Below are 228 nucleotides of genomic sequence, written 5' to 3'. Positions count from 1 at the left end.
GGAATACCGTTGGCACCAGGTAGTACAAGACAACTTTTGAATGAAAACTTTATAACTTATATTGCAAAAGCAACGCCATCAGACAGGTTGTACTTAACTTATCCACTTGCAGATGATGAAGGAAAAAGCATGCAACCATCCATACTATTAAAGCGTATAAAGGACTTTTTCCCTTCTATAAATGAAAAGTTATGGATGCAAGATCCTACTGAGGTATCAATTGAGGAT

At 36.4% G+C, this 228-nt stretch carries 1 protein-coding gene; it reads left to right on the top strand.

All coding sequences use genetic code 11. The features are described 5' to 3' along the window. Positions 1-36 precede the first annotated feature (36 nt). A partial coding sequence (locus tag AOA59_RS32760; RefSeq protein ID WP_218212164.1) for a hypothetical protein occupies positions 37-228 on the top strand: 192 nt, incomplete at its 3' end.

Source organism: Pseudomonas sp. 2822-15 (assembly GCF_002742515.1).
GTDB lineage: Bacteria > Pseudomonadota > Gammaproteobacteria > Pseudomonadales > Pseudomonadaceae > Aquipseudomonas > Aquipseudomonas salomonii.
This window is presented reverse-complemented; position numbering and strand designations above follow the sequence as displayed.